This is a genomic window from Reyranella sp. (genome assembly GCF_965279465.1).
Lineage (GTDB): Bacteria > Pseudomonadota > Alphaproteobacteria > Reyranellales > Reyranellaceae > Reyranella.
Genome location: NZ_OZ257242.1, coordinates 7,803,720 through 7,830,334, shown reverse-complemented (window position 1 = coordinate 7,830,334; position 26,615 = coordinate 7,803,720). Strand labels below are relative to the sequence as shown.

Genomic DNA, 26,615 nt, shown 5'->3' with positions numbered 1-26,615 from the left:
AATGAGCGACCCCCTGCTCGAGCCGTTGCTCGCCGGCGACCGCCGCGCGTTGGCCCAAGCCATCACCCTGATCGAATCGACTCGCGCCGATCATCGCGAACGCGCCGACGCGCTGCTTGCCGAGGTGCTGCCGCACAGCGGCAGGTCGGTGCGGCTGGGCATCACCGGCGTGCCGGGCGTCGGCAAATCCACCTTCATCGAGCGCTTCGGCCTGTCTTTGCTGGAGCGTGGCCGCTCGCTTTCGGTGCTGGCGATCGATCCGTCATCCAAGCGCGGCGGCGGTTCGATCCTGGGCGACAAGACGCGCATGGAGGAGCTGTCGCGCCGGACGGCGGCCTTCATCCGGCCGTCGCCGGCAGGGGCGACCCTGGGCGGCGTGGCGCGGCGCACGCGCGAGGCGATGCTCCTGGTCGAAGCCGCCGGCTTCGACACGGTGATCGTCGAGACGGTCGGCGTCGGCCAATCCGAGACGGCCGTCGCCGACATGGTCGACATGTTCATCGTGCTGCTGCTGCCGGGCGGCGGCGACGATCTTCAGGGCATCAAGCGCGGCGTGATCGAGCTCGCCGACCTGATCGTGGTCAACAAGGCCGACGGCGACCTGAAGGCAGCGGCCAAGCGATCCGCTGCCGACTATCAGCATGCGCTGCGCATGTTGCGCTCTCCGACGGTTGGCTGGACGCCCGAGGTCACCACCTGCTCAGCACAGACCGGCGACGGCGTGGTCGAGATCTGGGACGTCGTCGAACGCTTCAACGCGGCTGTCGGCCCCCAGGGCATCGCCCGCCGCCGCGCCGAGCAAGCCCGCGCCTGGATGTGGAACGAGGTCGGCGAAACCCTGCTCACCGAGCTGCGCAGGCACCCCGAGGTGAAGCGCCTCGTAGGTGGGCTGGAGCGCGAGGTCGAAGCCGGGCGAGCGACCCCCGCCGCGGCGGCCCGGCGTATGCTAGAAGCCTTTCATGGCCGCTAAGTCCTTCGTCCGACGTGCCCGGCGAGCCGCTGCCGAGAACGAACTCCCGTTCTGGAAGCGCAAGACGCTCGCCCAGATGACGCAGCAGGAGTGGGAATCGCTATGCGACGGCTGCGGCATGTGCTGCACCAACAAGCTCGAGTACGAGGGCACCGGCGAGATCGTCCAGACCGACACCTGCTGCAAGCTGCTCGATCCCAAGACGGCGCTCTGCAAGGACTACAAGAATCGCAAGAAGATCGTGCCGGAGTGCATCCAGCTCACCCCAAAGGTAGTGGCCAAGATGGACTGGCTCCCCAAGACCTGCGGCTACCGCCTGGTCCATTTCAAGCAGGACCTCTACTGGTGGCATCCGCTGATCTCCGGCGACCCGGAAACCGTGCACCAGGCGGGAATCTCGGCCCGGGGACGGGTGATTCCGGAGGATCAGGTCGACGATATCACCGAGCGCGTGGTGGATTGGCCGCTCTGAGGGTGCCGCCGCGACCTCTCGCCTGAAGCCTCGCGTGGGCTAAGATGCATTCGGCATTCGGGGTATCCTTGCGGTCCGAGCGTTGTGTTCTTCAGGGGGTTGACGGCTCCGGCCCTCACCCTTAATAAACCGGCCTTCCCGCCCTCCCGGCGGGATCGTTTTTTAGCGGAATAGCCATGCCTCGTCGTTGCGCCCTCTCGGGCAAGTCCGTCCAGTACGGCAACAATGTGAGCCACGCGAACAACAAGACCAAGCGCCGGTTCATGTCGAACCTGCAGGTCGCTTCGGTCCTGTCGGACGTGCTGGGCCATTCGATTCGTCTGCGCCTCACCCCGCGCGGCATGAAGACGATCGAGCACAATGGCGGCATCGACGCCTACCTGCTCGGCACCAACGACAGCAAGCTCACGCCGGAGATGACGGTGCTGAAGCGCCGGGTTGTCCTGGCCAAGGCCAAGAAGGATGCGAAGGCCGCTGCGGCGGCCTGATCGACGTGCCGCCGGAAGCGTAGCCGCCGCTTACTTCTCGAGCTCGAACAGCAGCAGCAGGTCGCGCTGGAGCGAGCTGAAATTGTCGTCCGAGATCAGCCATAATAGCGTCTCGCCGCGCGTCCCTTTGGTCGCTGCGATACCTTCCAGATTGTCGACCGCCAGGGGCGACGCTAACCGTGCCAGTTCTCGGGCGTTGATCGTGGCGCCCGGTTTAAGCTCGGCTTCATCGAAGCGCATCACGCGGATCCGCACGCCGTGCACCATGTCGAAGGCGCGCTCCAGCATCACGAAGCCGCCGTCAGGCAATGGCGCCAGCGCGGTCGGATTGAAGTCCGGGATCTTGGCGTACTGGAAGGTCTGCCAGGAATAGCGACCCTCCGCCTCGGGCTGGCCGATCCAGCCGACCAGCAGTTTCGGCGTCAGCGTATGCTCTTCGCTGATCGCGACGATTCGGCCGTCCGGCAGCGCCGTCAGCGCCTCGACGCCGCCGTTCAGCGGTTGGCGCGAGAAGTCCTCGGGCAGGTTGATTGCCACCGGTGTGCCGTCGAGCGTCGGATAGCGCCAGATGCGGTGGTCCCGTTCGAACGAGACCAGCCAGGAGCCGTCGGGCATATGCGCCATGCCTTCGGAGTCGGCCTCCACCTTGCTGGCGAGTGGGTTGCCGTCGAGACCGCGCAGCGAGCCTATCCGGGCGTGATCGAGACCGGCAAGATTATCTGCAGAATCGTACTCGATCGTTGCTGTGAGCCAGCTTCCGAGGTCGGAGATCGTGGTGAGGGTGCGTCCGTCGGGTGAGATGTGAAGGTCCGACCAGCCGCCGAAATTGGACGAACTGCCCGTCATCGAGATGCCGCCGCGCCAGATCAGCTTGCCGATCTTGAATAGGCTGGGCTCGTCCAGCTTGAGCTGCAGCGGCTCGGACCGGATTGTGAGGTCGAGGGGCTGAGCGCCGACCGGCGAGGAGGGCGGCACGCCCGCACAGGCGGCCGCGACGAGAAGGCAGAAGCCGACGACGGATCGGAGGGCAGGGCGCATGGGTGGCGCTTGTATCACAGTTGGGGTCTTCGGTGCGGCGCGTCAGAGGCTCGCGGCACCGAAGAATTTGAAGCATCTTAAGCGGCGCGCTTGCCGCCGCCCTTCGAGCCCTTTGCCATGCCGCGGCCGGCCCGCTTGGTCTCGCGTGCCGCGCGGACGTCCTTGACGTCCTCCTCGTCGAACAGCGCGGCGAGCTGCTCCATCATCGTGCCGCCGAGCTGGTCGGCGTCGACGATGGTGACGGCGCGGCGATAGTAGCGCGTGACGTCGTGGCCGATGCCGATGGCGACCAGCTCGACCGGCGAGCGCGTCTCGATCCAGTCGATCACATCGCGCAGGTGGCGCTCGAGATAGTTGCCCGGATTGACCGACAGCGTGGAATCGTCGACCGGTGCGCCGTCGGAGATCACCATCATGATCTTGCGCTCTTCCGGCCGCGGCAGCAGCCGGTTGTGCGCCCACAGCAGCGCCTCGCCGTCGATGTTTTCCTTGAGGATGCCTTCGCGCAGCATCAGGCCGAGGTTCTTGCGCGCACGCCGCCACGGCGCGTCGGCCGGCTTGTAGATGATGTGGCGCAAGTCGTTGAGGCGGCCCGGGTTGGCTGGCTTGCCGGCGCCTAGCCACTGCTCGCGGCTTTGGCCGCCCTTCCAGGCGCGGGTGGTGAAGCCCAGGATCTCGACCTTGACGCCGCAGCGCTCGAGTGTGCGGGCCAGGATGTCGGCACTCATCGCCGCCACCGTGATCGGCCGGCCGCGCATCGAGCCCGAATTGTCGATCAGCAGCGACACGACCGTGTCGCGGAAGTTGGTGTCCTTCTCCTTCTTGAAGGACAGCGCATGCATCGGATTGGTGATGATGCGGGTGAGGCGCGCCGCATCGAGCGTGCCCTCGTCGAGGTCGAAGTCCCAGGAACGGTTCTGCTGCGCCATCAGGCGGCGCTGCAGGCGATTGGCGAGCTTGCCGATCACGCCCGACAGATGGCTCAGCTGCTGGTCGAGATGGTTGCGCAGCCGGCCGAGCTCTTCGGCATCGCACAGCTGGTCGGCGTCGACGATCTCGTCGAACTTCACCGTATAGGCGTGATACTGCTGGCCCAGCGGCTCGTTGCTGAGCGCGCCCGGCGGGAGCCAGGGACGCTCGGCGCGGCCCGGCTCCTCCTCGTCGCCCGAGCCCATCTGCATCTCGGTCTGGGCCTGGTCGGCGGTGGTCTCCGAGGCGTCGTCCTGCTCGGAGGAGTCCTCGGTCTCCTCGCCCTGGGCGCCGTAGCCCTGGCTCTCGCTCGAATCGCTCTGGTCGTCGCCGGTCTCGTTCGATTGGCCGTCGGCGTTCTCCTGGTCCTGGCTCTCTTCCTGGTCGTCGTCCTGCAGGTCCGACGATTCGTCGCCGAGCTTCAGGTCGCGGATCAGCTGCCGGGCGGCGCGCGCGAAGGCGTCCTGGTTGCCGAGCGTGTCTTTCAGCTTCTGGAAGTCGCGGCCGGCGGCGGCTTCGACGTCGGCGCGCCACATGTCGACCATCGCCTTGGCCGACTCGGGCGGTGCGGTGCCGAGCAGCTGCTCGCGGGCGATCAGGCCGATCACGTCGGCGATCGGCGCGTCGTCCTTGTGCTTGATCCGGGCGTGGCCCTTCTGGTCCGAGCGCTGGCGATAGAGGGCCGTGAGATTGTCGGCGACGCCTGCCATGCGACGGGCGCCCAGCGCCTCGACCCTGACCTGTTCCACAGCCTCGAAGATCGCTCGGGCGCTCTCGCCGCGCGGCACCCGGCGCAGATGCGTCTTGCGGTCGTGGTGACGCATCTTCAGCGCCATCGAGTCCGCCTCGCCGCGCACGCGGCTCACGTCTTCCACCGGAAGGTCGCGGGCCGGCACGGTGATCCGCGCTTCCTGCCCGAGCAGCGAGCCACCGTCCGGCACGAAGGACACGTTGATGTCCTTCTTGGAGATCGCCCGCATCGTGGTCGCCGTGACCCGGCGGAACTCCTCGATCGGCGTAGTGTCCTTGGCCATCAGGCCCTCTTAATGCAGCTTGCCGCCCTTGCCGCTCGATGCCGGCAATTCCTTGCCGAAGCAGCGCTGATAGTACTCGGCGAGCGTGGAGCGCTCGACCTCGTCGCACTTGTTGAGGAACGTCAGCCGGAAGGCGAAGCCGATGTCGCCGCCGAAGATGCGGGCGTTCTCGGCCCAGGTGATCACGGTGCGCGGGGACATGACGGTCGAGATGTCGCCGGCGATGAAGCCCGCGCGCGTGAGGTCGGCCAGTGCCACCATCGCCGAGATGATCTTGCGACCGTCGTCGGTGTCGTACTGCGGCGTCTTGGCGGCGACGATGTTCACTTCCTGGTCGTGCGGCAGGTAGTTCAGGGTCGTCACGATCGACCAGCGGTCCATCTGGCCCTGGTTGATCTGCTGCGTGCCGTGGTAGAGGCCGGTCGTGTCGCCGAGGCCGACCGTGTTGGCGGTCGAGAACAGGCGGAACGACGGATGCGGATGGATGACCTTGTTCTGGTCGAGCAACGTGAGCTTGCCGTCGACCTCGAGCACGCGCTGGATCACGAACATGACGTCGGCGCGGCCTGCATCGTATTCGTCGAACACGAGCGCCGTCGGGTTCTGCAGCGCCCAGGGCAGGATGCCTTCACGGAACTCGGTGACCTGCTTTCCGTCGCGCAGCACGATCGCGTCCTTGCCGATCAGGTCGATACGGGAGATGTGGCTGTCGAGGTTGACGCGCAGGCAGGGCCAGTTGAGGCGCGCTGCAACCTGCTCGATGTGGGTCGACTTGCCGGTGCCGTGATAGCCCTGAACCATGACCCGTCGGTTGAAGGCGAAGCCGGCGAGGATCGCCATCGTCGTGTCGTGGTCGAAGAGATAAGCGTCATCCACCGGCGGCACATGCTCCGTCGTCGTGCTGAACGCCGGCACTTCCATGTCGGTGTCGATGCCAAACAGCTGGCGGGCGGAAACCTTGATATCCGGCATGCCTGAAACGTTCTGACGGGCAGCGGTCGTCGTGGAGGCCATCACGTGTCCTACAATACAAAGCCCGCCAAATTGCGGGCTGACTATCCATACTCGCAGGCAGAATTGTGTGCTGCAAGCGACCAATTGCCATGGCTGCCCTGAGGAAGGCTAATTACTCGCCGGGAAGATGTTCAGAGGCTCGCAGGGTGGAATAGGCGACGTTGATTTCCTTGAGCTTTTCTTCGGCTTCCCGCGCGCCGCCGTTGGCATCGGGATGGTGGATCTTGACCAACTCCTTGTAACGGGATTTCACATCCGCCAGCGTTGTCGGCCATGATAGTTCAAGAACGCCCATGGCGTTCCGCTCGGCCGGGGTCAGTTGCTCACTGCCATCCATTCGCGGCGGCGGTTTTTCGTCCAGGCCGGCCTCTTCCCGGAGGCCGAGCGGATCGTGGATTTGCGGTCCGCCGTTGCGCCGGCCGCCTAGTGGCCAGACCGGCCGGCGCCAGGTGGTATCGGCCCGAATGTGCCGCTCGATCTCACTGGCGTCGAGGCCGGCGAAATAGTCCCACTTCTTGTTGTAGTCGCGCACATGCTCAAGGCAGAACCAGCGGTGCTGGTCGAGCCGGTCGCGCGCGAACGGCGCGCGGTACTCGCCTTGCAGTCGACAGCCCGGCGCTTCGCATACCCGCTGGAATGCATGGGCGCCGTCGGTTGCTGCAAGAGGTTTGGCTCGCCGTCGGGACATTCGGCTAATATGTGTTCAACGCATTTGGCGGGCAAGAGAGGCTAGCGATGGGCGCGGTGGCGAACGCGATTGACAAAAAGCTCCGGACGCGATTCGCGCCGGCGCGCCTCACCATCGAGGATGAATCGTCGAAGCATCGCGGCCATGCGGGCCATCGCGAAGGCGGCGAATCGCACTTTCGAGTCGAGATCGTGTCGGCGGAGTTCGAAGGCAAGAACAGGGTTGCCCGTCAGCGCCTGGTCTACGAGACCTTGAAGGGCGAGTTCGACGCTGGCCTGCACGCGCTTGCACTTACGACGCTGACACCTGCAGAAGACCGATAGTCATGTTCCTCTTCCTCGCCAGGGAGGAGAGGCTGGGAGAGGGAGCGGAGGGAGAAGGTAGGCGTCAGCCGTCCATCTCGATTTCCTTGTTCTTCGCCGCCTCGCGCACCGCTTCGGCACCGGGGCCGGTATAGAACTGCGGCACCCAGCGCCTGGTGATCTCGCTGTCAGATGCCCAGGTGTGGCAGTTGTCGAGCATGTGGGGCTTGCGCTGCGGCTTGGACGGATCGTGCGGCTTCGGCGGCTTGCCGATCTTGATCCGATACGCCGTTTCGAGGTCGCGCGCCTTGCGCGAGCCCGCGGTCTGGAACGCCGTCGTGGCGACCGGTCCGAGCAGCTCGACGATGTGGGTGCAGCCCTCGGTGCCGCCCAGCCGCTCGCGGACGGCGCGCGTGAAGCCGCCGCCGATGCGCAGCCCGATCAGCTTCTTGAAGTTGGGCGTGATGTCGCCGCACATCCTGTACGGCGACTTGTCGGTCACCGCTTCGACGTCCACGATGGTGAACCGATGGTCGATCGTGAGGCGGATCGACATGTCATGCACGAAATCTCCGGGCTGCAGCGGCCCGCGCCATTCGTTGGCATGCTCGTAGGTCTTCTCGTCGGTGATCCGGCCCTCGATGTCGTAGAGGCCATCGTCGCGATAGAAGCCCTGGCAGGTAACCTTACGCGTATGCAGATGCTGTCGCCCAACCGGCGGCGAAAGCGGCATGGAATGACCCTTTCGGAAGGTGGTTTCGGCGGGGTCTGTTTGACAGACCCTTAGTTGGCGGCCTGTATGGCGGCCGGCGGTATGATGCGCAACTCGGCGATGCGCGTGCCCTCGCGCTTCAGAATTTCAAACCTGAAGCCATGGAATGCATAAACCTGGCCAACTTCGGGGATGCGCCGCGCTTCGTGCAGCACCAGCCCGGCGATCGTGATCGCGATGTCCTCCGGCAGGCTCCAGCCAAATTCACGGTTGAGGTCGTGGATCGGCACGTCGCCCTGGCTGATCAGGCTGCCGTCCTCGCGCGTGATGACGCCGCGCTTGATGGCGTCGTGCTCGTCCTCGATGTCGCCGACGATCTCCTCGATGATGTCCTCGAGGGTCACGATGCCGCGCAGCGCGCCGTATTCGTCGACCACGATGGCGAAGTGCTCGTGGCGTGCGCGAAATGCCTGGAGCTGGTTGAACAGGATGGTGGATTCGGGAATGAACCACGGCGGGGTCATGACATCGTCGACCTTGACGTCGGTTGGCCCGCCGGCCGCCCGCACCGCGCGGAACATGTCCTTGGCGTGCAGGACGCCGACGACGTTGTCGGGCTGGCCGCGATAGAGCGGGACGCGTGTGTAGGGCGCCGCCAGCATGTGGGCCACGATCTCATCGGGCGGGTCGTCGGCATCGATCAGCACGACGTTGCCGCGATGGGTCATGACGTCGCTCACGGTGCGGTCGCCGAGATCGAGAACCGAGCGCAGCATCGCCTTCTCGGTCGGCGCATCGTGGTCACTCTGCCCGATCCCGTGCAGCTCGATGGCGCCACGCAGGACGTCGGCCTGCTCTTCCGCGTCGTGCGCGAGCGTCGTGCGCACGCCGAGCAGACGGAGAAAGATCCGCGAGATCCAGGCGACGGCGCGCGCCATGGGCCCCAGGATCGCCAGGGTGACTACGATCGAGGGGGCGAGGGTCAGTGCGACCCGGTCGGCGCGCAGCAAGGCCCAGGTCTTCGGCATCACCTCGGCGAAGATCACCACCAGCACGCCGACGATGATCGTGGCGTAGACCACGCCGGCGGCGCCGAACAGCGAGGTCAGCACCGCCGTGGTGAGCGACGCCGAAAGGATGTTGACCACGCTGTTGCCGAGCAATACGGCCCCCACCGCCTCGTCCTTGCGGTCGAGCAGCTGGTTGACCACAGCCGCGCGCTTGCTGCCCTGCTGGGCCAGCCGATGCATACGCGGACGCGAGGTGCCGGTGATCGCCGTCTCGGCCGCCGACATGTAGGCACCCAGGGCGAGGCAGAGCACGACCGCCGGGACTGCGATATAGAGCGGCAAGTGAAGCGAGATTTCGGCGTCCATGGGCCGTCAGGCGGCGATCGCCGTGTCGAGCAGGCCGCGCAGCACGGCTTCGTCGACCTCACGGGTGACGAAGGCTTGGCCGATGCCGCGGGCGAGAATGAAAGTGAGCTTGCCGGCCTCGGCCTTCTTGTCGCCGCGCATATGCTCGATCAACCGGGCGGCGTCCCAACTACGGTGATTGTCGCCGCCGATCGTGCGCAGCCGGACCGGAAGTCCGACCGCGCCGAGGTGCCGGCGCACACGCACCGCGTCGGCCGCTGGGCAGAGTCCGATCTTCGCCGACAGGTCAAAGGCCATGACCATGCCGGCGCCGACCGCTTCGCCGTGCAGCAACTCCGGCCCGAAGCCTGTCTCGGCCTCGAGCGCATGGCCGAAGGTGTGGCCGAGATTGAGCAGCGCGCGCAGGTCGGTGGTCTCGCGCTCGTCGGCGGCCACGATGCGCGCCTTGGAGAGGCAGCTCTGCTCGATGGCGTAGGTGCGCTTGGCCGCGTCGCCGGCCAGCACCGCATCGCCGTTCGCCTCGCACCAGTCCCAGAACGCCGGATCGTCGATCAGCCCGTATTTCGCGACTTCGGCATAGCCCGCCAGCAGCTCGCGCCTGGGCAGGGTGTCGAGCACATCGGTGTCGGCCAGCACCAGCCGCGGCTGGTAAAAGGCACCGATCAGGTTCTTGCCGTGACGTGTGTTGATGCCGGTCTTGCCGCCGACGGACGAATCGACCTGGGCGAGCAGCGTGGTCGGCACCTGGATGAAGTCGACGCCGCGCAGCAGGCTTGCCGCGGCAAAGCCGGTGAGGTCGCCGACGACGCCGCCGCCCAGCGCCACCAGCGTCACCTTGCGGTCCGGCCGCTGGTCGAGCAACGCGTTCATCAGCCGGCCGAACGCCGCGAACTCCTTGCTGCTCTCACCCGCAGGCACCGTGACCGTTGTTGCCGCGATACCAGCCCTCTCGAACGAGCCGACAAGGCGCGCCCCGTAGAGCGGCGCCACCGTTTGGTCGGTCACAACGATGACTCGCCGCGACGCCAACAGGCCTGCGCTAAGTTCTCCCGCACGATCGATCAGGGCAGGGCCGATCAGGATGTCGTAGCTGCGGCCGGCGAGGCTGACGGGGACGGTGCGCGCGGTCATCCGGCTGCCCTGGTCGCCTGCGGCGCGAGGTGGCCGCGCAGCGCCTCGAGGACCTGCTCGGTCGTCATGTCGGCGGGCTGGGCCGTCGAATCGACCACGAGATCGGCTTCGGCATAGACGGGGTAACGCTGGTTCATCAGGCGCGCGAGAATTTCCCTGGGATCGCCCTGGCGCAGCAGCGGCCGGTGAGTGCGCTTGCGCACGCGGTCATACAGCACCTCGAGGTCGGCCCGCAGCCAGACGGTGATCGCATGTCTCCGCATCAGGGCGCGCGTCTCGGCATCCATATAGGCGCCGCCGCCGGTCGAGAGAACGTGCGGCGGACCCTCGAGCAGGCGCTGGATGACCCTCCGCTCGCCATTGCGGAACTCGGCTTCGCCGAACCGTTCGAAAAATTCCGAGATCGAGCACCCCGCCGCGCGTTCTACCTCGTCGTCGGCATCGACGAAGGGCAGACCGAGCCGGAGCGCCAGCCGTTTGCCGATCGCGCTTTTGCCGGCACCCATCAGCCCGACGAGGGCCACGGTGCGCGGCAGCGAAAGAGGAGAAGAGGCGTGCATGATCCGTTCGAGCCCTTGCATGTCGCCCATTCCGCCGCTTGATTCAAGCGAGGGAGCCGGCGGCCCGTCGCTGACCTGCGACCAACGGGCCGCCGTCATTGCCGCTTTGCGGGAGGACAGGTAGGTTGCGCCGCGTGCCCCTTTTCCGTTCCAAGAGCCGTTTGCAGCTCCCGGCCGTCCGGCTCGGACCGCTGGTGGTTATCGTCGTGTTGTGCCTCGTGTTGGGTGGTTTGGTCGCACTTGCGGTGTTCGAACCCGGTCCGCCGCTGAAACATTTCGAAGTGCCCGTGCCGAATGAACGTCTCGCTCGTTAGCCTGCTCCTTCTGACGGCTCTTGCGGTGGGCAGCCCCTCGGTCTTGGCGGACAGCATCGACGACGTGCCGACCGGCTTCCTGAAGCCCAGCACGGGAGGCCTGCCGACGAACGCCTGGGGCGGAACGAGCCTGGGCACGGCCAAGAGGCTGGTGGCGGCCCTTCCGGCTGCCCCGCGGAGCCGGGCGTTACGCGATCTGCAATTCCGCGTGATGGTGAGCGAGCTTACGCCGCCGGCGCGGGATGGCAGCCCCGAGCCGACGATGTTGCGGCGCAAGGTGGAGCGCCTGGCGGCGATGGGGGAGGGCGAGAGCCTGAACGAGATGGTGCGCTCGGCCGGCGCCTACGTCGATCCGGGCATCGCCACCATGACGTCGAATGCGCTGATGATGTCGGGCGAACCTGCGAGCGCTTGCGCCGTGGTGACTCGCCATGACCTGATCCAGACTTTTGCCGCCCGAGCCTTGGCCGCGTGCCAGGCCTTCGCCGGCGACAGCGCAGGCGCGCTGGCCGCGGCACCGGACTTGCGCGCCAGCGATCCGCAGCTTGCGGTGCTGCTGCAGAGCGCAGCCAGCGGGAAGCCGACGGCCGGGGTGCCGGCGGGGCCGCTCGACGGGCCCGCAATGGTGATGTTCGCTCTCGCCCGTGTCCGCCCGCCGGCCGCGGCGCTGCAGTCGAACGACCCGCCGATGATCCGCGCCGTGGTCGCCGACCGTTCGCTGCCGATCGTGACCCGGGTCGAGGCGGGTGAGCGCGGCGAGGCGTCGGCGATCATCGAGGCGACGCGACTGAGCGATCTCTACGTCCTGGCGGTGCGTGACGGTGCCGCCATGCCCGCGGCGATGGCGCGGCGTGCGCGGCTCGTGGCGGCGGCGCGCAACGCCAGCAATGCGGAAGAGATCATGCAGTCGCTGGTCGCGGTCTATGGGGAAGCGCGCGGCAGCCCGTTGTTTGCCACCATTGCGCGGGCAAGCGCGTCCAGTCTGCTCACCCTGCCGGCCAAACCGGAGTACGCCAACGTCGCCCAGGAAGCGATCCGTGGCCTGCTGCTGCTCGGCGACAGGAGCCTGACGCAGACTTGGGTGAAGCTCGCTTTGAGCTCCGTCGCCAACAACGCACGCGCCATCCTTGCGTTGGATCGCATGCTGCCCCTGATCGCCATCGCCGGTGTCGACAATGCGCGCCTCCCGTCGGTCGGCGAGGTCAACCGCTGGTATGATCTGATGCAGCAGGACGATCCCGCCCGCGCGCCGCGGCGCGGATATCTGCTGGTCGAGCTCCTGCGCGCGACCGGCGCCATGCCCGCGGGCGCCACGGCGCTGCCCGAAACGCCGCCCGGTGGCGTGCGGGGAATCCCCCCGCCGGCCGCGACCCTGCAGGCGCTGCAGGCCGCGGCGGCCGGGCACCGCCGCGCCGAGACCGCGCTGCTCGGCTCGATCGCGATCGGCGAGACGGCGCTGGCCGATCTCCACCCCGCCGCCGTCGGCACCATCGTACGCGCCGTGCGCGACGCGGGCGAGGACCAGGCGGCGCGCCTGTTCGCGATCGAAGTCGCGATCGCACAAGGCTTGTGAAGGCGCCTGTGAAGAAGAAGCCCGTGCCCGACCGGACGCGCGAGGTCGAGGCCTTTCTCGAGATGCTGCAGGCCGAGCGCGGCGCCTCGCGCAACACGTTGGCGGCCTACGGTGCCGATCTCGACAATCTCCAGACTTTTCTCGCACGGCGCCAGCAAAAGCCCGCCGGCGCCGATACCGAGGCGCTGCGCGCTTACCTCAAATCGCTCGATTATGTCGGCATGACACCGCGCACCGTGGCGCGCCGGCTGTCGGTAATCCGACAATTCTACCGCTTTTTGCTCGCGGAAAGGATGCGCGACGACGATCCGGCGAGCACGCTCGATTCGCCGAAGCTCGGTCGGCCCTTGCCCAAGGTCCTGTCGCGCGGCGAGGTCGACCGGTTGATCGAGGCGACTCGCGACAAGGAAGGCGATGGCGGGCGCATGGCGACCCTGTTGGAGATCCTCTACGGCACCGGCCTGCGCGTGTCGGAGCTGGTGACCCTGCCGCTGTCGGCGGTCGAGCGCGATCCGACCGTTCTGATCGTCCGCGGCAAGGGCGAGAAGGACCGCATGGTGCCGCTGTCCGATCCTGCCCGCGCCGCAATCGCATCATGGCTGCATGTCCGGGCGGCAACGCTCGATGACGACGAAACGTCGCGCTATCTCTTCCCTTCACGTGGGCGTACCGGCCATTTGACACGGCAGCGGTTTGCCCAACTCCTCAAGGAAGCGGCGCTGACGGCCGGCATCGATCCGGCGCGCGTTTCGCCGCACGTCCTGCGCCATGCTTTCGCCAGCCACTTGCTCGAAGGCGGAGCGGACTTGCGCAGCGTGCAGCTCATGCTTGGCCATGCCGATATCGCCACCACGCAAATCTACACGCATGTGCTGGACGATAAGTTGCGCGCCCTGGTGCAGGATAAGCATCCGCTGGCGCGGCGGCGCCGCCGGCCTGCCGGTTGACAGGTACAGGGAGCCGGGCGACATCTGATCTCATATGACGACGTATCTCGATTTCGAGAAGCCTGTCGCGGAGCTGGAAAGCAAGATTGCCGAGCTCCGGCACTTGCCCAACTCCGGCGATGTAGACATCGCCGACGAAGTCATGCGCCTGCAGGACAGGGTGCAGAGGCTGTTGCGGACGATCTACGCCAAGCTGACGCCCTGGCAGCGGGTGCAGGTGGCGCGCCATGTCGAACGTCCACATGCCCAGCGCTACATCGACCGACTGATCACCGACTACCAGCCGCTCGCCGGCGACCGCGCCTTCGGCGAGGACTTCGCCGTGGTCGGCGGAATCGGCCGCCTCAACGGCCGAAGCGTCGTGATCGTGGGCCAGGAGAAGGGCGACGACACCGACTCGCGCATCAAGCACAATTTCGGCATGCCGCGGCCGGAGGGTTACCGCAAGGCGCAGCGTCTGATGAGGCTCGCCGACCGCTTCAGGCTGCCGGTGGTGACCCTGGTCGACACGCCCGGCGCCTATCCCGGCCTCGATGCCGAGGCGCGCGGCCAGGCCGAGGCGATCGCCAGCTCGATAGATACCTGCCTCGGGATCGGCGTGCCGCTGGTCAGCGTGGTGATCGGCGAGGGCGGCTCGGGCGGCGCGCTCGCCATCGCCTCGGCCGACAAGGTCTTCATGCTGGAGAACGCGGTCTATTCGGTGATCACGCCGGAGGGCTGCGCCTCGATCCTGTGGCGCTCCAACGCCAATGCCCAGGACGCGGCCGAGGCGATGAAGGTCACCGCTCAGGACCTCAAGAAGCTCGAAGTGATCGACGACGTCATCCCCGAGCCGATGGGCGGCGCCCATCGCGCGCCCGACGAGGCGATCGACACCGTGGGCAAGGTCGTGTCCGAGGCGCTGGGCCAGCTCGCCGAGCTCGATCCCGACACGCTGCGCCGCCAGCGCCAGGACAAATTCCTCGCCATGGGCAAGAAGGGGCTTTAACGCTGCTCATGCTCTTCCGGACCGCGAGCCTCTGGCTCGCTCATGCGCCCGAGCGAGCGAGACGCTCGCGGTCCGGAAGACGATGACGCTCCGTCTCTCCGTCCTCGACCAGTCGCCGATCCGAAAGGGCGGCACGGCGGCCGATGCGGTGCGCGAGACGCTCGAGCTGGCGCAGCTCTGCGACCGGCTGGGCTATCACCGCTACTGGCTCGCCGAGCACCACAGCAGCCAGGCGCTGGCCGGCTCGACGCCCGAGGTGCTGATCGCCCGCGTCGCGAGCCTGACCGGGCGCATGAAGATCGGCTCGGGCGGTGTGATGCTGCCGCACTACAGCTCGTTCAAGGTGGCCGAGAACTTCCGCATGCTGGAGACGCTGTTCCCCGGCCGCATCGATGTCGGCATCGGCCGCGCGCCGGGCAGCGACCAGCGCACCATGCGCGTGCTGGCCGACGGCAAGCCCAAGTGGAGCGATCCCGCCGAGTATCCCCTGCAGGTGCGCGACCTGGTGGCCTGGCTGCACGATGCGCTGCCCGACACGCACAGTGCGCACGGCGTGATGGCCCAACCGGCCGGCGCGACGGCGCCCGATGTCTGGCTACTCGGCTCGAGCGAGGACAGTGCGTCGCTCGCGGCGTACTTCGGCCTGCCGTTCTGCTTTGCGCATTTCATCAATCCCGATGGCGGCGATGGCGTGACGCGCTCCTACATCGAGAACTTCCGGCCGTCCGCTCTCCATCCCGAGCCGAAGGCGATGATGGCGATGGGCGTTATGTGCGCCGAGACCGACGCGGAGGCTGACCTCCTGTCGAAGAGCCGCGAGCTGTGGGCGATGCGGCTGCGCACCCAGAATGAGCCCGGCCCGTTCCCGCCGGTCGAGGAGGCGCTGCAGGCCGAGAAGGATGCAAGAACGAGAGCCTTCATGGCGTCGATGCGCCGCCGCGGCGTCACCGGCTCGTCAAAGACGGTGCGCGCCGGCATCGAGGAGCATGCAGCGCGCTATGGCGTCGAGGAGATCATGCTGGTGACGATCAGCTTCGACTTCGAAAAGCGCAAACGCTCGTACAAGCTGATCGCGGAGGAGTTCGGGCTCAAGAGGTCATGATCTTCCGGACCGCGAGCCTCCGGCTCGCTCATGAGCATGAGCGAGCCAGCGGCTCGCGGTCCGGAAGAGCATGAGAGGCGCCTCGGCCTACAGACCCGCCAGCGGGAAGCCGCCGCTCCTTGCATTGTGCGGGCGGCGCGCTTCGATGTGGCGGCGGGCCTCGTCGCGCTGGCCGGTGTGCAGCTTGGCCGTCGTCACGACGTACTCCAGAAGGTCGCGCTGGGCGCGGCTGCCGCCGAGGCGCTCGTGGGTGGCGAGCAGCGGCTCGATCTCCTCGATAGCGGTCTTGTAGTCGCCCCGCGCGAAAGCCGTGAACCCGCGCGCCATCGGCGGCACCATGTCGCCGGCCGCGCCGCGTGGGCTGTCGCCGAAGGCCGCGAGCTTCTCGTCGTCACCGGCCATGGCGTAGGCCAGCACGGTGTGCATGTCGACGAAGCTGAGGCCGGGCCGGCCGAACCACCGGGCCGAGTATTCGGCGAGCTCGCGCCAGAGCTCGGGCTTGCGCTCCTGGCCCGCCATCTCGGCGCGCAGCAGGAAGGCCGGGCAATCGGTCGCGACATTGACCTGCGGGCCCCAGGCCGCGCCGGGCCGCAGCGCCTCGTCGTAGATGCGCCAGGCGTCGGCGTGGCGCCCGGTTTCCATCGACCACAGCGCCAAGTGCCAGTTGTTGTGGCAATGCATGAGGCCATCGCGCGGATAGTCCTTCATCCAGTCGGCGAGGAAGGCGAGGCCCGCCTCGCGCTCGCCCAGCTCGTAGAACAGATGACCACGGATATGGGCGCCATGCGCGCTCTGCGGAAAGGCCGCGAGCGCCGCGTCGATGTTGCGCGCGCCCTCGTCGAGCCGGCCGAGCTCGATCTGCGCGAAGGCGAGCTGGGTGCGGTACCACCAATCGTCGCCGTAATGCTGCTCGAACGGCTCCAGCAGGGCGAGCTGCTCGACCTCGCGGCCGACCTTGCCGGAGAAGCCGATCAGGCCGAACACGCTGGTCGCCGGCGCGAGCGCCATGGCGTCGCGCGGCCAGCTCCTGCAGTGCTCGCGGATCGCTTCGAGCGCGGCCTCGCCTTGCCCCGTCAGGATCTTGTCGAAGATGGCGATATGGCTCTGCTCGCGCGGCGTGGTGCCGGCAGCGAGCTCGAGCGCCCGCGCGCGCGGCGCCTTGGCCTCGTGACCGCGGCCCAGCAGCTGCTTGGCCCTGGCGAGCGAGATGTGGGCGAGGGCGAAGCCTTCGTCGGCCGCGATCGCGTCGGCGAACGCGGTGTCAGTGCCGGCGGTGGCGGCCATCAGGCTGTCGACGCCCCGGACATAGGCATCGCGCGCCGCCGTCGAGGCCGTACTCAGCTCGTTGCCGTAGCGATCCTTCAACATCATGCCTTCTCCTTGCCGGCCGTTGCGTCCCAAAGCGGCGAGGCCATCGTCTCCGTGAAGTTGCTGAACATCAAGTTGAAGGAGATGCTGATGCGCTCGCTCTGCCCGTCATTGGCCGGCACGGTGTGCTTCACCCAGGAGGGGAAGATCAGCAGCCGACCGTCCTTGCTCTGCGCGTCGGCGCCGTTGGCGGTCAGCCGCGTGTATTGCCGCGGCTTGGGCATGATCATCGACGGTCGCGGGTCCTGGAACTGGATGCGCGAGCCGACCGGCGGCACGGCGACATAGTAGACGCCGCTGAGATAATTGTTCGGATGGTGATGCGTCGGATGATAGGCGCCGGGCGGATTGACGTTGGCCCAGCAGCCGGTGATCGCCATCGGATACTGGTCGACCTGCAGGAAGCGCGCGACGCCTCGCGCCGCCGTCTCGACCAGCTTCACGAAGTCGGCGAAGGCCGGCCGCTTGTGCAGGTCCTGCGGCGTCTGCCAGTTGCTGCCGGCTGGCACCTTGGGCCGCGGTGCGATCAGCCGCTCGATCTCGGCTTTCAGCTTCGCATTGAGCATGGCGGCCTCGGCCGGGCTGAGGTCGACGATCCAGAGGGGGGTCGGAAAGAGTTCCTGGACTTCCTGCTTTTCGATCATGGCGGCGAGTATAAGACGGAATCGGTCGTCCGGCTTTCCTCTCCATAAGAATGGGGAGGAAAGAGTGAAGTGCTGCCTACTTTTGCAGAGAGCGCTGCAGCCGGTCGAGCTGGGCCGGAATCGCCGCTGCGTCGGTCACCGGCAGCGAGCAGAAACTGCGCGTGCAGGCGAAGGCCGCCGGACCCTCGGGATAATCCGGATAATCGACATCCGGATTGGTCAGCTTGCCTTCGGCCTTGTCCCACCATTCCGCGCGCTTGTAGGCGAGCGGATAAGCCAGCGCGCCGGCATAGAGCGCGGCGCTGCGGGGATCGCCCCTGGCGCCGACCACCGTTACATGCACCGGCTCGTTGCGCAGCTCCTCCTCCGCAAGCAACACGTCGGGCAGGAAGGCATAGGCCTCGAGCACGGCCGGGGAGCCGAGGTAGCCCATCCCGGCCTCGGCGATCTCGCGGTAGCGCACCTCGCCGGAATAGGAGGCGAGCAAGGTGAAGAAGCGCGTCGTCGTGACATTGTCCTCGCGCTGCTTGATCGGCTTGGGCAGGTGTTTCGCATCGGGCGAGGCCGAGGCGAAGAACCCACCGGTCTTCGGATCGATGAAGGTGGCGGCGACGAAGTTGCCCGCCGCCATCGCCATCACCAGCCACTTGCGCTCGCCGGTCGAGCGATGCAGCGCCAGCAGTGCGGCGCCCATCTCGACCGTGTCGGCGAGATAGGGGCCGCCTTTGTCATGGTCGCCGTGACGGAAGCCGCCGCCGGTCATGGCCCGCTCGCGCAGCGTCCAGTCCGCTGCCGCGATTGCAAGCGAGAGCGCGTCCTTGCTGCCCGTCGCGTCATGGTAGGCCGCGATGCCCTGGATCGCCTGGCCGGTCTCGCGCGCGTATTGCCGCTTGTCGACACCGGGTCGACCCTCGGCCATGCCCATCGAGGCGTAGAAGCCGCCGCCCGGCCCTTCGAGCTTCGATTCGAGGAAGCCGTAGATCCGGTCCGCCGCAGCGCGATAGGCAGGATCGTTGAACAGCACGGCGGCGCGCGCATAGGCCGTCAGAGCCGCCTGCTGCGCGAACATCGGGAACTCGAGCGAGGGCTTCGACCAGTCGGGCGCCAGGGTGACCTGGCTGATGCCGCCGGTGTCCCTGTCGATCAGCGCGGTCATCGACGTCAGCGTGCGCTTGATGCGCCCAGCCGCCTCCGCGTCGCCGGCCTTGGCGCGGTCGAGGAACCAGCCGAGAGTCGGCCCGTCGACCAGCTTGCTCTTGCTCCAGCCGCCGTTGGCCTGGTCGTAGGCCTTGTCCATGAAGGCGATGATGTCGTTGCGCTGTCCGTCCGTCAGACCGGTCGCGAAGATACGTTCACGCTCTGCGCCGCCTGGCTCGCCATAAACCACCGGCGAGGGGTCCCTCACGGTCTCCTTGAGCACCGGAAGGAAGAACTTCGGCGAATAGAAGCCTCGCAGCTTCACGATCTCGGTGCCGTCCGGCCCGAAGATGATGGTGGCGGGCCAGCCCCAGCGCTCGTAGCGCTGCGAGATGTCGGGTCGGCTGTCCTGGTCGACCTGGACCGGAATGAAATGATCCTTCAGCTCGGCTCGCACCTCGGGATCGGCCCAGGTCTCCTTGTTCATGGCCAGGCACCACGGGCACCACCAGCTCTGCAGCGATACGATCACGAACTTCTTCTCGTGCGCGGCGCGCTCGAACGTCGCCTCGCTCCAGTCGCTCCAGAAGCCGTCCTTGTTGTCGACCGGCGCGGGATGGGCGTTGCCGGCAGTGCCGAGCAGAAATGCGGCGAACAATCCGAGAATGCGTATCATGAAAGCCATTTGCGGTCGCGCGCCATCGGTGGTCCAATCACGCTCAAACACAGGATCGGGAGGAAACCTTGGCCATCGCCGTGCACGCTGTCACTCCGGATTTCGTCGCCGAAATCGGTGATGTCGATCTCGCGCGCCCGCTCGGCGCCGACGACCTCGGCGCGATCCGCGCTGCCTTCACGAAATATGCGGTTCTGGTCTTCCCGGATCAGGCCTTCACCGATGACAGCCAGCTCGACTTCGCCCGCCACTTCGGCCCGCTCGAGACCACGGTGTTCAAGGCCCGCAAGGATCACAAGCTGCGCCTGCATGAAAATCTCGCCGACGTGAGCAACCTCGACACCGAGAACCGGGTGCTCGAAACGAACGACCGCCAGCGGCTCTACAATCTCGGCAATCGGCTCTGGCATACCGACTCCTCGTTCAAGCGCCTGCCGGCCTATTGCTCGATGCTGCATGCCCGGTCGATCCCGCCGATCGGCGGCCAGACCGAGTTCGCCGACATGCGCGCCGCCTACGATGCGCTGCCGGAGGCGATGAAGCGCAAGCTCGACGGGCTGGTCGCCTATCACTCGCTGATGACCTCGCGCGCACGGCTGGGCTTCAGCGACTTCGACGAGAACGAGCGCAAGGCGTTCGAGCCGGTGCCGCAGGTGCTGGTGCGCCGCCTGCCGGACTCCGGCCGCATGAGCCTCTATGTCGCGAGCCACGCCGGCGCGATTCGCGGCATGCCCGACGCCGAGGCGCGTCAACTGATCGACGAGCTGATCGCGCATGGCTCGCAGCGGCAGTTCGTCCATAGCCATCGCTGGCGGGTCAACGACCTGGTGATCTGGGACGACCGCTGCACCATGCATCGCGGCATGGATTTCGACGACCAGCGCTACAAGCGCGACATGCGTCGCGCCACGGTGTCCGACGTGGCGCCGACCTGCGAGCAGATGGGCCTGGCTGTCGCTGCCGAATGACGCCCGCCGCGTTCGCGAAGCTGGCTCTCGGGTTCGACGGCGCGACGCAAGGCGCGCACGGCGGCCATCCCGACTTCCGCGCCGGCGGCAAGGTCTTCGCGTCGATGGGCTTCAAGGGCCCGGACTCGGCGACGGTCAAGCTGACGCCGGAGCAGCAGGAGATGCTGGTCGCCGCCGAGCCCGCGATCTTCACGCCAGTCACCGGCACATGGGGACAGCGCGGCTACACGATGATCCATCTGCCGGCCGCCGACGCCACGACGATGAAGAGCGCGCTGGCCATGGCATGGACGAACGTCACCGCGTCATCACCGCGCGCCGCCAAACCGGGTGGCCGTGCCGTACTTCCAAAAGCAGCACCCCGCGCAAGGTGCGGTCCAGCGCGCCGCGCGGCACCTCGGTGAATCCGCGGCGCTGGTAGAACGGCTTGTTCCAGGCGACGTCGCGATAGGTCGTCAGATAGAGCGGCTCATGGCCGAGCGCGCGTGCGGTCGCGGCGCACCGCTCGATCAGCGCGGTGCCGCGCTTGATCTCGATCAGCGCGAAGCCGACGACGTGGCCGCGCGGCTCGATCGCGACCCAGAGCAGGCCGTGGCGGCGGCCGTGTTCCAGCGCCGCGATCGAGTGCCCCGGCATATCGACCACGCGCTGCAGCCCGACCCGCGCGAAGCGTTGGTCGGCGGCGTTTTCGATCTGCGGCAGCAGGCGAATTTCATGAGGATGGGCCGCGCGGATCATCGCCGGACGATTGACGCTGAAATGACGTATGGCGGACGCCGTTCGACGCGGATCTCCTGGCCGGCGGCTACGGGCCGGCCGCCGGCGTAGACCGGGCCGATTTGCGGTCGACATGGACCCCGACGAAGTCGTTGACGTTGAGGCGCACCGGCCGCGTGGTGCCGTCGTCGTAGTAACGCTTGAAGTAGATGGTTTCCCGGTCCCGGATGATCTTGCGTGCCTCGTCGACCATGAAGCGATGCACCCGGAAATTGTTGGCCGACCAGGCGTTGAAGATGAGGCACTCGCCCTGGACGCAGTCGTCATAGGACAGTCCGCGCCGCCCTTCCACCCAGGCCTCGGCGTTCTCCCGGCTCACCAGGGCCCAGCCGGCGAAGCCCTGCACCGCCTTGCCGTCGACCGCGAAGCAGTAGTGCTTGCGATTGATCTGCCCGACAAGAATGCGCGCCCAATCGCCGAAAGCCTGACGCGCGAAGGCGGGCTTGGTCATCATGTGATTGACGGCCAGGCCGAGTGCGACGGCCGCGCTGTCCGGCCGAAACACCCGAAGGCCTGGAGTCTGCGGATTGGAGCCGGTGATCTCGTTCATGACGTCCGGATGTTGCCTGTGCAGGCGGAGGTTTGTCCACTCGCCTGCACAGGGCTGAATGCGGTCGCCAGCGATCAAGCCACCACGGTGAAGTTGGTGTTGCTGATGGCGGGTGTGCCGCTGAGAAGAGCGAACTGCACGGCGGCGTTCGCTCCGGTACCGTCGCTGTCGTAGGACAGGAAGCCGGTGGCCGAGTTGTAGATGATACGATCATCCGCATCGTGTGCACCCGCCCCCGCGAAGAACGCCGAGGCGGAGAGCGTGCCGAGCGTCGCGATGGCGCCGAAGATGCTCTGATCGAGCCGTATCGTGTCGTTCGCCACGCTGAAGTCCGCGACCGTGTCAATGGCGCCGCCCAGTGCGGAGTCGAACACGAACGTGTCCAGGCCGCTGCCGCCTGTCAGCACATCCGCACCAGCCCCGCCGTTCAGCACATCGTTGCCGGACCCGCCGTCCAGAGCATTGTTGCCCGAATTGCCGGTCAGGGCGTTGGCCAGCGAGTTGCCGGTGCCGTTGATGTTGCCGCTGCCGGTCAGGGTCAGATGCTCGATATACTGACCGGACAGGTTGTAGCTGATCGAGCTGAAGACCAGATCGGTCCCCCCACTGCTCGCCTCGATCACGGAGTCGCCGGCACCGTTGACATAGTAGGTGTCGTTGCCTGCGCCGCCCACCATCGTGTCCGCGCCAGTCCCGCCGTCCAGCACGTTCTTGCCCGAATTGCCGGTCAACGTGTTGGCTTGGCCGTTGCCGGTGGCGTTGATGTTGCCGCTGCCGGTCAGGGTCAGGTTCTCGACAAACTGGCCGGCCAAGCTGAAGCTGACCGAGCTCTGCACCAGGTCCGTGCCGCCACCCGAGGCCTCCACCACCGTGTCGCCGGCATTGTCCACCACGTAGGTGTCGTCGCCTGCGCCGCCCGTCATCGTGTCCGCGCCGGTCGATCCGTTCAGGACGTTGTTGCCCGAATTGCCGGTCAACGCGTTGGCCAGCGAGTTGCCGGTGCCGTTGATGTTGCCGCTACCGGTCAAGGTCAGGTTCTCGATATGCTGGCCCGACAGGCTGTAGTTGACCGAGCTGAAAACCAGATCGGTCCCCGAGTCGACCGCCTCGATCACGGAGTCGCTGGTGGCATTGACATAGTAGGTGTCGTCGCCCGCGCCGCCGGCCATCGTATCCGCGCCGGTCCCGCCGTTCAGGACATTGTTGCCCGAATTGCCGGTCAGCGTGTTGGCTAATGAGTTTCCGGTGGCGTTGATGTTCGCGCCGCCGGTCAAGGTCAGGTTCTCGGCATACTGGCCGGCCAGGCTGTACGTGAAGCCGGAATAGACGGTGTCTGTGCCAGCGCCCGAGGCTTCGACAACCGCATCGCCCGCATTGGCCAGATAATAGATATCGTCGCCGGTGCCGCCCGCGAGGGTCGACCCGCCGCCGACCGACGTCACGACCGCGCTGTTGAGCGAGACGTTGAGCGTATAGGTCGAGCCGATGGCCAGTGGCGTGGTGCTGGGATAGCTGTCGACGCGCAGGTAGTACACGCCTCCCGTGGCAAAAACATAGGTGAGGGACGAGTCGTGCCCGTCGTCGCTTCCGGGATCGAGCGCCGCGTCGTCGTTTACGGCCAGCTGCGTGCTTCCGTCCGTGCTGTAGAGCCTGATGATGGTATCGACGCCGCCGATCGTGTGGTCGATGTCGAAGGTCGCCGTGGCGCCGGATGCCACGGAAAAGCTGTAGTACTCGTAATTGCCGCTGGCGGTCGCCGTCACCGTGGCGTGCGGGATCGTCGTCGCATTCGCGATGATGGCGCTGTCCTGCAGCCCGAAGTGACCGTCGAGGTTCACCGCGGTTCCGATGCTCGAGTTGTTCTGGCCCTGCGGCTTGTTGATGGTGGCGTTGGTCGCTCCCGAATAGAGCGTGTCGTTACCGGCGCCGCCGTTGAGGTTGTCGGTGCCGCCGCCGCCCCGGATCACGTTGTCGCCCGAGTTGCCGGTCAGCGTGTCGTTGAAGTAGGAGCCGGTCAGGTTCTCGAAATTCGATACTTTGTCGGTACCGGAGCCCCCGGTGTTCTGGTTGCCGGTGGTGGCAAGGCTCACTGTGACGCCCAGATCCAGGGCATAGCTCAAGGTGTCGACGCCAGTGCCGCCATCCAACGTGTCGTTGCCCAGGAAGCCGTCGATGACGTCGTCGCTGGCGCCCCCGTTCAGGACATTGGCGAGGCTGTTGCCGATGATGGTTTCGCCGCCCTGGCTGCCCTCGACGTTTTCGAAGTTGTAAAGGGTCTCGGAGGTGCCGCCTGTCCAGGTGCTGCGGTTCTGCGACAGGTCGATGGTGACGGAGTTGGCACCAACAAAAAACACCGGGCTGAAGTCGATCCAATCGGTGCCAGAACCGGCATTGAAGATGTCGGAGCTGACGCCATCATCGTCAATGAAACGGTCGTCTCCGCTGGATCCGTAGACCGTATCGGCCCCGCTTCCGCCGTTCAGGACGGAACCGACCGTCGAGGTCGCCAGCGTCGCGCCGCCCAGCGAAACATTGAGGGTGAACTCCGCGCCGGCAGCAGGCCCGGCGCCTCCGGGGTAGCTGTCGACGCGAATATAGTAGGTGCCTGCCGTCGCGAACGTGTAGCTGAGATAGGAGTCGCGGGCGGATGTGCCGCCGGCGAGGGGCGCGCTGCCAGGGTCGAATACTCCGTCGTCCTGCGCCGCCAGCAGCGTGGTCCCGTCGGTGCCGAACAACTGGAGGTAAGTGTCGACACCCACCGTCTGGTCGATGTCGAATACAGCCTGGGCCCCCGCAGTCACGGTGAACTTGAAGTACTCGTACCCGCCACCGGCCGTGGCGACCACCGTGGCATGCGGCGTCGACGTCGAATTCTGGATGATGGACGAGTAGGTCTGGACGAAGTGGTTGTCCAGGGTGATCGCGGTGGCGACCGACGAGTTGTTCCGGGTCTGGGCCTCGACGTAATACTTGTTTGGCTCGCCAGCATAGATCGTGTCGTTGCCGCCGAGGCCGTTGATCGTGTCGCTGCCGCCGTTGCCCTGGATGACGTTGGCGTTGACATCGCCGGTGAGCGTATCGTCGAAGTACGAGCCGATCAGGTTCTCGAAGTTCGACACGGTGTCGGTTCCGGAACCACCGGTATCCTGGGCGGCCGTCGTGGCCAGGCTGACGGTCACCGCCCGGTCCAGGTCGTAGCTCAGCGTGTCGACGCCGTTGCCGCCGTTGAGCACGTCGTTGCCCAGGAAGCCCTGGATCAGGTCGTCGCCGTCGTTGCCGGTCAGGGTGTTGGCATCCGAGTTGCCGATCAGCGTATCGTTGCCGCTCGTGCCGAGCACGTTCTCGATGCTGTAATATGTATCGCCGGCAGCGTCGCCGCCAGAACCGACGCCTGTCGACAGGTTTGCGTTGATGGCCACCGTCGACCCGTCGTAGGTGGCGGTATCCGAGCCCGCCCCACCGTTGAGATAGTCGGCGCCGCCCACACCCTTCAGGGAGTCGTTGCCGTCGCCGCCGTACAGGGAGTCGTTGCCGTCGCCGCCGTTCAGCGAATCGTCGCCGGCATCGCCCGACAGGACGTCGGCGCCGCCCGCGCCCTTCAGGGTGTCGGCGCCGCCGTTGCCGTACAGAGTGTTGTTCGCGTCGTTGCCGAAGATGGTGTCGGCACCCGAGCCGCCGAACGCATTCTCGATGGTGGTCGTCAGGTAGATGCCGATATTGTTGGTTTCACCGCCGATCGAGGACCAGTTGCCCGGAGTCAGATCGATCGTCTGGCTGCTCGAATAGCCCGATGCATCGAGCGTATCGGTGCCGCCCGAGTCGTAGAGCGTGAAGGCCGGCGTGCCCGAATAGCTCGAGAAGTCGTAGAAGCTGCCGGCGTTGCTGTTGAAGCCATAGGTTGTGTTGCCCGTGCGCGTCGTCGTCCGGGCGCCGTAGATGCTCTGAATGGCGAATATGTCCGCCATCTGGGGCGTCAGGACATAGTCGTAGGTGTCGCTGCCGTAGTTGTTCTGCGCGAAGTACGACATCACGGACCAGCGCCATGTGTCGTTGGTCCAGAGAGCGTCGGTATTATAGACGGCGCTGCCGTTGTAGGGACCCTGGTGGCCGAGGCCGAGCGCGTGGCCCGTCTCATGGACATAGGTCTGGAAGAAATAGCTGTAGTTCCCGGTCGCTGCGCCGCCGCTCCAGTCCGAGCTGATATGGATCGTCGAGCTTGCGATCGTCGTGCCCGACACGCTGCTGTACGAGGTGACGGCCGAGCCGCTGCCGTCATTGATGTACGTGATGTCGGCGGCGCCGGTGGTGTACGAGAAGGTGACGTTGGCGACGTCCTGCCACGTCAGGAGGGCGGCTTGGGCAATCGTCCGCTCGGCCGTCGTCAGATCCTGGATATTGACCGTGATGGTGCTGTGATCGAAATGCCGCGGACCGGTGCCCCAGTATCCCGACCAAGCCCAGTAGCCGTTGATCAGGTGGTCGGCGAGCGTTGCAATCGAACCAAAGACCGTGGGCGCTCCCGGCGGGTCGCCCGCTCCGGCCGGCGCGCTGATTGCCGTCGAAGCAAAGCCGTCATCCGCATTCCACAATCCGTTGTTGAATGCGTCGTTTTCGCCGACGCCGCTGCCCGAGGAACGCACCGTGTCATCGTCGTCAAATGGGCCGTTATTGCGCGTATTCTTATTCGTCGTCGGCATATCGTGCTCTCCTGTATAATCGACAATTAATATTCCGAAAATTGACCATGAAGCTTCGGCAGCTGTCAAAATCCCATGTTATCTCGCGAAACATGAATTTTAACGCAGCATTTTCAATGG

The 26,615-nt window shown here is 66.5% G+C and carries 24 protein-coding genes; 10 read left to right on the top strand and 14 right to left on the bottom strand.

The window, feature by feature from the left end; translation table 11 throughout:
* Nucleotide 1 precedes the first annotated feature (1 nt).
* The 3 genes from meaB (at nucleotide 2) to rpmB (ending at nucleotide 1,930) form a co-directional block, all read left to right on the top strand.
* Complete coding sequence (meaB, locus tag ACQY8M_RS38150; protein WP_428667755.1) at nucleotides 2–970, top strand: methylmalonyl Co-A mutase-associated GTPase MeaB; 969 nt, start codon at nucleotides 2–4, stop codon at nucleotides 968–970.
* Nucleotides 960–1,442, top strand: coding sequence for a YcgN family cysteine cluster protein (locus tag ACQY8M_RS38145; protein WP_428667753.1), 483 nt, complete (start codon nucleotides 960–962; stop codon nucleotides 1,440–1,442). The genes meaB and ACQY8M_RS38145 overlap by 11 nt, the downstream gene beginning before the upstream one ends.
* 176 nt (nucleotides 1,443–1,618) lie before the next feature.
* Nucleotides 1,619–1,930, top strand: coding sequence for a 50S ribosomal protein L28 (rpmB, locus tag ACQY8M_RS38140; RefSeq protein ID WP_428667751.1), 312 nt, complete (start codon nucleotides 1,619–1,621; stop codon nucleotides 1,928–1,930).
* Nucleotides 1,931–1,960: 30 nt separating this feature from the next.
* Here rpmB and ACQY8M_RS38135 read toward each other — a convergent pair whose 3' ends face one another.
* From ACQY8M_RS38135 to ACQY8M_RS38120, 4 genes are all read right to left on the bottom strand, one after another.
* Nucleotides 1,961–2,968 carry an esterase-like activity of phytase family protein gene (locus ACQY8M_RS38135; RefSeq protein WP_428667749.1) on the bottom strand — a complete coding sequence of 336 codons (1,008 nt, stop codon included), beginning with the start codon at nucleotides 2,966–2,968 and terminating at the stop codon, nucleotides 1,961–1,963.
* Nucleotides 2,969–3,045: 77 nt separating this feature from the next.
* Nucleotides 3,046–4,971 carry a cobaltochelatase subunit CobT gene (gene cobT, locus ACQY8M_RS38130; protein WP_428667747.1) on the bottom strand — a complete coding sequence of 642 codons (1,926 nt, stop codon included), beginning with the start codon at nucleotides 4,969–4,971 and terminating at the stop codon, nucleotides 3,046–3,048.
* 9 nt (nucleotides 4,972–4,980) lie between these two features.
* Complete coding sequence (gene cobS / locus ACQY8M_RS38125; protein ID WP_428667745.1) at nucleotides 4,981–5,985, bottom strand: cobaltochelatase subunit CobS; 1,005 nt, start codon at nucleotides 5,983–5,985, stop codon at nucleotides 4,981–4,983.
* A gap of 112 nt (nucleotides 5,986–6,097) precedes the next feature.
* Nucleotides 6,098–6,673: a J domain-containing protein gene (locus ACQY8M_RS38120; protein ID WP_428667743.1), complete on the bottom strand. Its 576-nt coding sequence runs from the start codon at nucleotides 6,671–6,673 to the stop codon at nucleotides 6,098–6,100.
* Nucleotides 6,674–6,720: 47 nt separating this feature from the next.
* On the opposite strand from ACQY8M_RS38120, the gene ACQY8M_RS38115 reads away from it, so the two are divergent.
* Nucleotides 6,721–6,996, top strand: a complete 276-nt coding sequence (locus ACQY8M_RS38115) for a BolA family protein (RefSeq protein WP_428667741.1) — start codon at nucleotides 6,721–6,723, stop codon at nucleotides 6,994–6,996.
* Between the two features lie 64 nt (nucleotides 6,997–7,060).
* On the opposite strand, the gene ACQY8M_RS38110 is transcribed toward ACQY8M_RS38115, so the two are convergent.
* From ACQY8M_RS38110 to ACQY8M_RS38095, 4 genes are read right to left on the bottom strand one after another with little or no spacing between them, the layout of a single operon-like run.
* Complete coding sequence (locus tag ACQY8M_RS38110) at nucleotides 7,061–7,708, bottom strand: DUF2889 domain-containing protein (RefSeq protein WP_428667739.1); 648 nt, start codon at nucleotides 7,706–7,708, stop codon at nucleotides 7,061–7,063.
* Between the two features lie 50 nt (nucleotides 7,709–7,758).
* Nucleotides 7,759–9,063 carry an HlyC/CorC family transporter gene (locus ACQY8M_RS38105; RefSeq protein WP_428667737.1) on the bottom strand — a complete coding sequence of 435 codons (1,305 nt, stop codon included), beginning with the start codon at nucleotides 9,061–9,063 and terminating at the stop codon, nucleotides 7,759–7,761.
* 6 nt (nucleotides 9,064–9,069) lie between these two features.
* Nucleotides 9,070–10,194: a 3-dehydroquinate synthase gene (gene aroB, locus ACQY8M_RS38100; RefSeq protein ID WP_428667735.1), complete on the bottom strand. Its 1,125-nt coding sequence runs from the start codon at nucleotides 10,192–10,194 to the stop codon at nucleotides 9,070–9,072.
* On the bottom strand, nucleotides 10,191–10,775 hold the full coding sequence (locus tag ACQY8M_RS38095; RefSeq protein WP_428667733.1) for a shikimate kinase: 585 nt from the start codon (nucleotides 10,773–10,775) through the stop codon (nucleotides 10,191–10,193). Before ACQY8M_RS38095 ends, aroB begins: the two co-directional genes overlap by 4 nt.
* A 273-nt stretch (nucleotides 10,776–11,048) precedes the next feature.
* Here ACQY8M_RS38095 and ACQY8M_RS38090 point away from each other — a divergent pair, with 273 nt between their 5' ends.
* The 4 genes from ACQY8M_RS38090 (at nucleotide 11,049) to ACQY8M_RS38075 (ending at nucleotide 15,678) form a co-directional block, all read left to right on the top strand.
* Entirely contained in the window at nucleotides 11,049–12,641 is a 1,593-nt protein-coding gene (locus ACQY8M_RS38090; protein WP_428667731.1) for a hypothetical protein, read from the top strand.
* 8 nt (nucleotides 12,642–12,649) lie between these two features.
* On the top strand, nucleotides 12,650–13,588 hold the full coding sequence (gene xerD, locus ACQY8M_RS38085) for a site-specific tyrosine recombinase XerD (RefSeq protein ID WP_428667729.1): 939 nt from the start codon (nucleotides 12,650–12,652) through the stop codon (nucleotides 13,586–13,588).
* Nucleotides 13,589–13,622: 34 nt separating this feature from the next.
* The gene (locus ACQY8M_RS38080; protein ID WP_428667727.1) at nucleotides 13,623–14,576 is read left to right on the top strand and encodes an acetyl-CoA carboxylase carboxyltransferase subunit alpha; all 954 of its coding nucleotides are present in this window, start codon (nucleotides 13,623–13,625) and stop codon (nucleotides 14,574–14,576) included.
* Between the two features lie 82 nt (nucleotides 14,577–14,658).
* On the top strand, nucleotides 14,659–15,678 hold the full coding sequence (locus tag ACQY8M_RS38075) for an LLM class flavin-dependent oxidoreductase (protein ID WP_428667725.1): 1,020 nt from the start codon (nucleotides 14,659–14,661) through the stop codon (nucleotides 15,676–15,678).
* Between the two features lie 87 nt (nucleotides 15,679–15,765).
* Here ACQY8M_RS38075 and ACQY8M_RS38070 read toward each other — a convergent pair whose 3' ends face one another.
* The 3 genes from ACQY8M_RS38070 to ACQY8M_RS38060 form a co-directional block, all read right to left on the bottom strand.
* The gene (locus tag ACQY8M_RS38070) at nucleotides 15,766–17,049 is read right to left on the bottom strand and encodes a tetratricopeptide repeat protein (protein ID WP_428667723.1); all 1,284 of its coding nucleotides are present in this window, start codon (nucleotides 17,047–17,049) and stop codon (nucleotides 15,766–15,768) included.
* Nucleotides 17,046–17,690: a TIGR02466 family protein gene (locus ACQY8M_RS38065; RefSeq protein WP_428667721.1), complete on the bottom strand. Its 645-nt coding sequence runs from the start codon at nucleotides 17,688–17,690 to the stop codon at nucleotides 17,046–17,048. Before ACQY8M_RS38065 ends, ACQY8M_RS38070 begins: the two co-directional genes overlap by 4 nt.
* A 76-nt stretch (nucleotides 17,691–17,766) precedes the next feature.
* On the bottom strand, nucleotides 17,767–19,503 hold the full coding sequence (locus ACQY8M_RS38060) for a DUF255 domain-containing protein (protein ID WP_428667719.1): 1,737 nt from the start codon (nucleotides 19,501–19,503) through the stop codon (nucleotides 17,767–17,769).
* A gap of 68 nt (nucleotides 19,504–19,571) precedes the next feature.
* Here ACQY8M_RS38060 and ACQY8M_RS38055 point away from each other — a divergent pair, with 68 nt between their 5' ends.
* The gene (locus ACQY8M_RS38055) at nucleotides 19,572–20,471 is read left to right on the top strand and encodes a TauD/TfdA dioxygenase family protein (protein ID WP_428667717.1); all 900 of its coding nucleotides are present in this window, start codon (nucleotides 19,572–19,574) and stop codon (nucleotides 20,469–20,471) included.
* Nucleotides 20,468–20,875 (top strand): MmcQ/YjbR family DNA-binding protein, encoded by a 408-nt coding sequence (locus ACQY8M_RS38050; RefSeq protein WP_428667715.1) that lies wholly within the window; start codon nucleotides 20,468–20,470, stop codon nucleotides 20,873–20,875. Before ACQY8M_RS38055 ends, ACQY8M_RS38050 begins: the two co-directional genes overlap by 4 nt.
* Here the strand turns inward: ACQY8M_RS38050 and ACQY8M_RS38045 are convergent.
* The 3 genes from ACQY8M_RS38045 to ACQY8M_RS38035 all read right to left on the bottom strand — a co-directional run bounded on the left by ACQY8M_RS38045 (nucleotide 20,769) and on the right by ACQY8M_RS38035 (nucleotide 26,495).
* A complete protein-coding gene (locus ACQY8M_RS38045) occupies nucleotides 20,769–21,209 on the bottom strand; it encodes a hypothetical protein (protein WP_428667713.1) in 441 nt (146 codons plus the stop codon). The genes ACQY8M_RS38050 and ACQY8M_RS38045 overlap by 107 nt on opposite strands.
* 67 nt (nucleotides 21,210–21,276) lie before the next feature.
* Nucleotides 21,277–21,798, bottom strand: a complete 522-nt coding sequence (locus ACQY8M_RS38040; RefSeq protein ID WP_428667711.1) for a toxin-activating lysine-acyltransferase — start codon at nucleotides 21,796–21,798, stop codon at nucleotides 21,277–21,279.
* A gap of 74 nt (nucleotides 21,799–21,872) precedes the next feature.
* Nucleotides 21,873–26,495, bottom strand: coding sequence for a beta strand repeat-containing protein (locus tag ACQY8M_RS38035; protein WP_428667709.1), 4,623 nt, complete (start codon nucleotides 26,493–26,495; stop codon nucleotides 21,873–21,875).
* Nucleotides 26,496–26,615 lie beyond the last annotated feature (120 nt).